Below are 5,440 nucleotides of genomic sequence, written 5' to 3' on the forward strand. Positions count from 1 at the left end.
GCGTTGGGATTAACGGGGGGCTGTATGAGATCTTCACGAAAACCGGGCAGCTCCTTTACATCGCAGATTATCACCAATGGAATGCCGTTTGGCCGGATAATGCCTATGCTGCTGAAGTAATAGGAACGGCGAGCGACGGGCAGGAGATCATATCGGGCCCGGTCCCACTGCAGCCAGCGCCAGCTTATTATGTGCATCATCAAGGCACACAGGATGGTCTTGTTCGGGGGTTGGATAAAGTTATGAGTGTGCGGTACGGGCGATGGCCGGAATAAAAGTTATATAACTATTTTGATGGGTCTGAATTTTTGAAGGGGTTGCTGATGTGCAACCCTTCTCGCGGGCGCGGGGATAGAAAGTGAGTCCATAAGTGCCTCGCCTTCCCCCCAAAAAAATAACTATATAACTTATTTTCTAATCGCGCTGCACTTGACCGCAGGCATCACAGATACTAAACTGTGTTCGTACCCAATGCTGCTTCCCAGATATGCGAGTCTTCACATGAGCGCGGCACATGCTCTTTCCACACATGGGGCATTTCTTATGAGTCATAAAAGAGTATACTCTTTTGAGATAAAAGAACCTTTGTATGGGCGCGGATTGCTAGGATCTAAACGTTCGTAATTTATTTTTTATACAAAAGTTGTTTCTATAATCCATTTCATTCACCACAACGATGCAGTTGCGCATCGTCCATAACTGTCAATACCTACAAACGATAGTTATCCGGTATGGCAACATCGCAGAATAAATATCTATCTTAAATACTGGCTTAAATTAGGAAAATACAAAAAAAATCAGTGGCGGAAGTATCTCACTCCGGTAAAGATCATGGCCATATTCAGCCGGTTTGCCGCTTCAATAACCTCTTTGTCGCGTATGGATCCACCGGGCTGGACAAGCGCCGTGGCGCCGGCCTTTGCTGCAACCTCAAGGGTATCCGGGAAGGGGAGGAATGCATCGGACGCGACTGCAGATCCTGCGAGCGGGGCACAGGCTTTGTCGATCGCGATCTTTGCCGAGTCGACCCGGCTCATCTGTCCGGCACCAATGCCAAGGGTACGCTTCTGGTCGGCAAAGATGATCGTGTTGCTTTTCGTGTGCTTGCAGACTTTCCAGGCAATCTTGAGCGCCTGCATCTCATCGGTGGTCGGGTCGCGGTCGGTGATCACCTGCCAGTTCTCTTTGTAAGGCGGGGTCCGCTGGACAAGGATGCCCCCGTCGATGGTGCGCACTTCATCCGCATTCACGCGCTCCGGGAGGTTGAGCACCCGCATGTTCTCTTTCTTTTTCATCGTGTCAAGGGCTTCTTTGGTAAACGAGGGAGCGACAACAACTTCGACAAAGGTGGAGTCAATCGCTTCTGCCAGTATTTTGTCGACTTCGCGGTTGAGCGACACGACAGAACCATAAGCCGATGCCGGGTCGACTTCGCGGGCGGTCAGGTAGGCATCCAGAATATCAGTACCAATCGAAACACCACAGGGGTTGTTGTGCTTGACAATCACGGCCGCAGGTTCCTCGAACTCCTGTAAAAGGGCGGTGCCAGCATTGACGTCGAGGTAATTGTTGTATGACATCTGCTTGCCCTGCAATGGTTCGGCACCGGCGATACCGATCGTGCCGTACACGGCTGCCTGCTGGTGTGGGTTCTCGCCGTACCGGAGCATCCTCCCATGGGTGAACTGGAGTGAGAGGGTGTGCGGGAACGCCATATCCATGGTGGATAGGTAATTGCTGATGGCTGCATCGTAGGCCGCAGTCCGGGCAAACGCCTTTTTTGCGAGCGTCAGCTGCTGCTCCGGGGTAAAACCGGCACCGCCGACTGTTTTAATCACCATCGGATAGTCGGAAGGGTCGACAACAACCGCGACATCCCTGAAATTCTTTGCCGCTGCCCGGATCATCGCCGGGCCGCCTACATCGATATATTCGATCAGTTTGTCGAGCGCCATCGCCTGCCCCGACATCTTCTCGAACGGGTACAGGTTCACGACAAGCAGATCGATCCGGTTGATCCCGTACTTGGCCATCACCACATCGTCGATCTGCCGTCGGCCCAGAAGACCCCCGTGGACCTTTGGGTGGAGCGTCTTTACCCTGCCGTCCATCATCTCGGGAAATCCCGTGTAACTCGATACTTCTGTAAACGGGACATTCGCTTCCGCAAGTGCCTTACCGGTCCCGCCCGAACTCATAAGGCTGTAATTGTTCCTGACCAGCGCCTGCGCCAGTTCCACGATCCCGGATTTATCCCATACCGAAAGAAGCGCCCATTTCATGGATTAGTATATGCCGATTGTGGCCAAAAAAGGTATGCAGCACCCGGCATCCGGTATCCTGACTGTTCATGGAAACTTATGATTACGGAGCGCAGGATTACCTCCTTAAAACAGGAACGACGATCCAATGATAGTGTCACTCCCCTTTTTTGCCGAGTTATAAGCCGGTTCAAAATCCTCATCACCAAAACCGCATCCGAAGATTACATTCCAAAATTCTTGAATCCCGGCAAATACAGTCGTTGGGGTTCACTTAAACTTTATATAGAACCACAATTCAATAGATACTGGAACATCGAATGGGATGAACTATGGAAGAGAACGAAACCACCCCTGTGCCTGACACCAAGGCTGCAGTGCCGGAAACACCGGTATCCCCTCCGCCCCAAACCCGCGATGAGCTCGCGGAAGAGAAGAAGCGGTACGAGGATTTGAACGACCGGTATCTCAGGCTCGCAGCGGATTTCGACAATTACCGGAAACGGACTGCCCGGGACCACGAGGCCATGGTACAACATGCAAACGAACGCTTTGCCGTGGATGTACTTGAGATCGCAGATAATCTCGAACGGGCACTTAAAAGCGATGACAGTCATCTCCGCCACGGTGTTGAACAGATCCACCAGTTGCTGTCCGGAATTCTCGTGCGGCATGGAATCACACCCATAGATGCCTTGAAAAAATCCTTTGATCCCGGAGAGCACGAGGCAGTCGCGCATATTCCTTCCGATGATGCAGAAGGAACTGTCGTCGATGTCGTATCTCCCGGATACCGTATGCACAAAAAAGTGATACGGTACGCAAAAGTCGCAGTATCGAAAGGAAAAAAATTACATAATGAAGCGACCGTTGAAAAATCCTAAAAAAATCAGAGAATAAAAAAGGACTGACCATTATGGCAAACGAGAAGATATTAGGTATCGACCTTGGGACTACCTTCTCCTGCATGTCGATCATGGAGGCGGGAAAACCCATTGTCATCCCCAACAGTGAAGGAGCACGAACAACCGCATCCGTTGTCGCATTTACAAAAGAGGGGGAGCGCCTTGTCGGCAGCCTCGCAAAACGACAGGCGGTCACAAACCCCCAGCATACGATACAGTCCATCAAGCGCAAGATGGGGACGTCGGAAAAAGTAAAAATTGACGACAAAGAGTATACCCCGCAGGAAATCTCCGCGATGATCCTCCAGAAGTTAAAGGTCGATGCAGAAGCCTACCTCGGGGAGAAGATCACAAAAGCGGTCATCACCGTCCCGGCGTACTTTAACGACGCCCAGCGGCAGGCTACAAAGGATGCCGGGAAGATCGCCGGCCTTGAAGTAATGCGTATCATCAACGAGCCGACGGCAAGCGCCCTCGCATACGGTATCGACAAAGAAGCGGATGTCACGGTCCTTGTTTATGATCTCGGTGGCGGTACGTTCGATGTCTCTATCCTGACACTCGGCGATGGTGTCTTTGAAGTAAAATCCACCGCAGGCAACAACCACCTGGGCGGAGACGACTTCGACAAGCTCATCACGGATTACCTGGTTGATGAATTCAAAAAGAAAGAGGGCATCGACCTCAAAAGCGATATCTTCGCCATGCAGCGCCTGCGCGATGCATCTGAGAACGCAAAGATCGAACTCTCCCAGCGCCAGACGACAAACATCAACCTGCCCTACATCACGACCGGTTCAACGGGTCCCAAGTTCCTCAACATCGATCTTACCCGTTCAAAACTCGAACAGCTGATCGGCGATCTCGTGGAATCCACGGTCGGACCGGTCAACCAGGCGTTAAGCGATGCAAAACTGACCGCAAAGGACATCGACCACGTACTCCTTGTCGGGGGCTCAACCCGTATCCCGCTCGTTGTGGAGACGGTGAAAAAATTGCTGGGCAAGGAACCAGACAAGGGCATTAACCCTGATGAGTGCGTGGCGCTCGGTGCTGCCATCCAGGGAGCCGTTCTGACTGGTGAGACAAAGGACATCGTGCTCCTCGATGTGACGCCGCTCACGCTCGGGATCGAGACACTGGGCGGGATTGCGACAAAACTTATCGAGCGCAACACCACGATCCCGACCCGTAAAAGTCAGATCTTCTCGACCGCGGCCGACGGCCAGACCAGCGTCGAGATCCATGTCGTGCAGGGTGAACGCGCCCTCGCAAAGGACAACTTCACGCTGGGTAAGTTCCAGCTGACCGGTATCCCACCGGCTCCCCGGGGTATCCCGCAGATCGAAGTCACCTTCGATATTGATTCAAACGGTATCATCCACGTGTCGGCAAAGGATCTTGGCACCGGTAACGAGCAGGCAATCTCCATTAAAGGAGACAAGAAGCTCTCGGACGAAGATATCAAGAAGATGATGAACGCGGCCAAGCAGTTCGAGGCCGACGACAAGAAAAAGCGGGAAGAGATCGAGGTAAGGAACCAGGCAGACACGGCAGTATTCACGGCCGAGAAGATGATAAAAGAGAGCGGCGACAAACTCGAGGCTGCCGACAAGCAGAAAGTCGAAGAGGGGATAGCAGCCGTAAAAACTGCTCTTTCCGCCGACAACCCGGACGAGATCAAGAAGGCCATGGAAACACTCACCGAATCTGTCTACGCAGCGACAACGAAGATCTACCAGAAGATGCAGGCAGAGAATGCAGCAAAGCAGTCGGGCCCGCAGCCTGACGGCAGTGCAGGAGCCGGCGCCGGCCCATCTTCTGAACCGGAACAGAAACAAGACGATAATGTCGTCAACGCAGATTACAAAGTCAAAGACGAGTGAGCATCCATGGGATCGGGCGATTACTACGATAGTTTTGCTAGCCACACATAGAATATTAATTTCAAGACCCTTTTTTTAGTAACTTTCTCAAAACCGGCCTTCTTTTCGATTGGAGCATACTTCTACCCATCGGCAGGGACTTTTGCCAAAAGAAGTGCCTTGGCGGGGCTTTATTGACGGATAATTGCGGTTACAAAACGGCACGATCCCCGGGGGACTTGCTCCCCCAGGGAGTGTAAAAAATGCAGTAACGGTGGCGAGGCAGGGGTTCATCGCGGGAAGGCACCGGCCCGCTCGCCCCCGGTTACTGTTTCGCTGGCTTGCCGGTGCAAGGGAGATGGTTCCGGAAGTCTATCCGGTTCGGGAATCTCCTGCCACAGTGCCTGCA

4 protein-coding genes are annotated in these 5,440 nt (G+C 52.5%); 3 read left to right on the forward strand and 1 reads right to left on the reverse strand.

The features are described from left to right. A partial coding sequence (locus WCE46_RS09055) for a hypothetical protein (RefSeq protein WP_424733379.1) occupies positions 1-275 on the forward strand: 275 nt, incomplete at its 5' end. 522 nt (positions 276-797) lie between these two features. Here WCE46_RS09055 and purH read toward each other — a convergent pair. After that, entirely contained in the window at positions 798-2,282 is a 1,485-nt protein-coding gene (purH, locus tag WCE46_RS09060) for a bifunctional phosphoribosylaminoimidazolecarboxamide formyltransferase/IMP cyclohydrolase (protein ID WP_424733380.1), read from the reverse strand. Positions 2,283-2,593: 311 nt separating this feature from the next. Between purH and WCE46_RS09065 the strand changes: the two genes are divergently transcribed. Then, positions 2,594-3,145, forward strand: coding sequence for a nucleotide exchange factor GrpE (locus WCE46_RS09065; RefSeq protein WP_424733381.1), 552 nt, complete (start codon positions 2,594-2,596; stop codon positions 3,143-3,145). Between the two features lie 32 nt (positions 3,146-3,177). Continuing rightward, a complete protein-coding gene (dnaK, locus tag WCE46_RS09070; RefSeq protein ID WP_424733382.1) occupies positions 3,178-5,052 on the forward strand; it encodes a molecular chaperone DnaK in 1,875 nt (624 codons plus the stop codon). Positions 5,053-5,440 lie beyond the last annotated feature (388 nt).

The sequence above is a fragment of the Methanoregula sp. genome, assembly GCF_049690535.1.
In the GTDB taxonomy this organism is placed as follows: Archaea; Halobacteriota; Methanomicrobia; order Methanomicrobiales; family Methanospirillaceae; genus Methanoregula.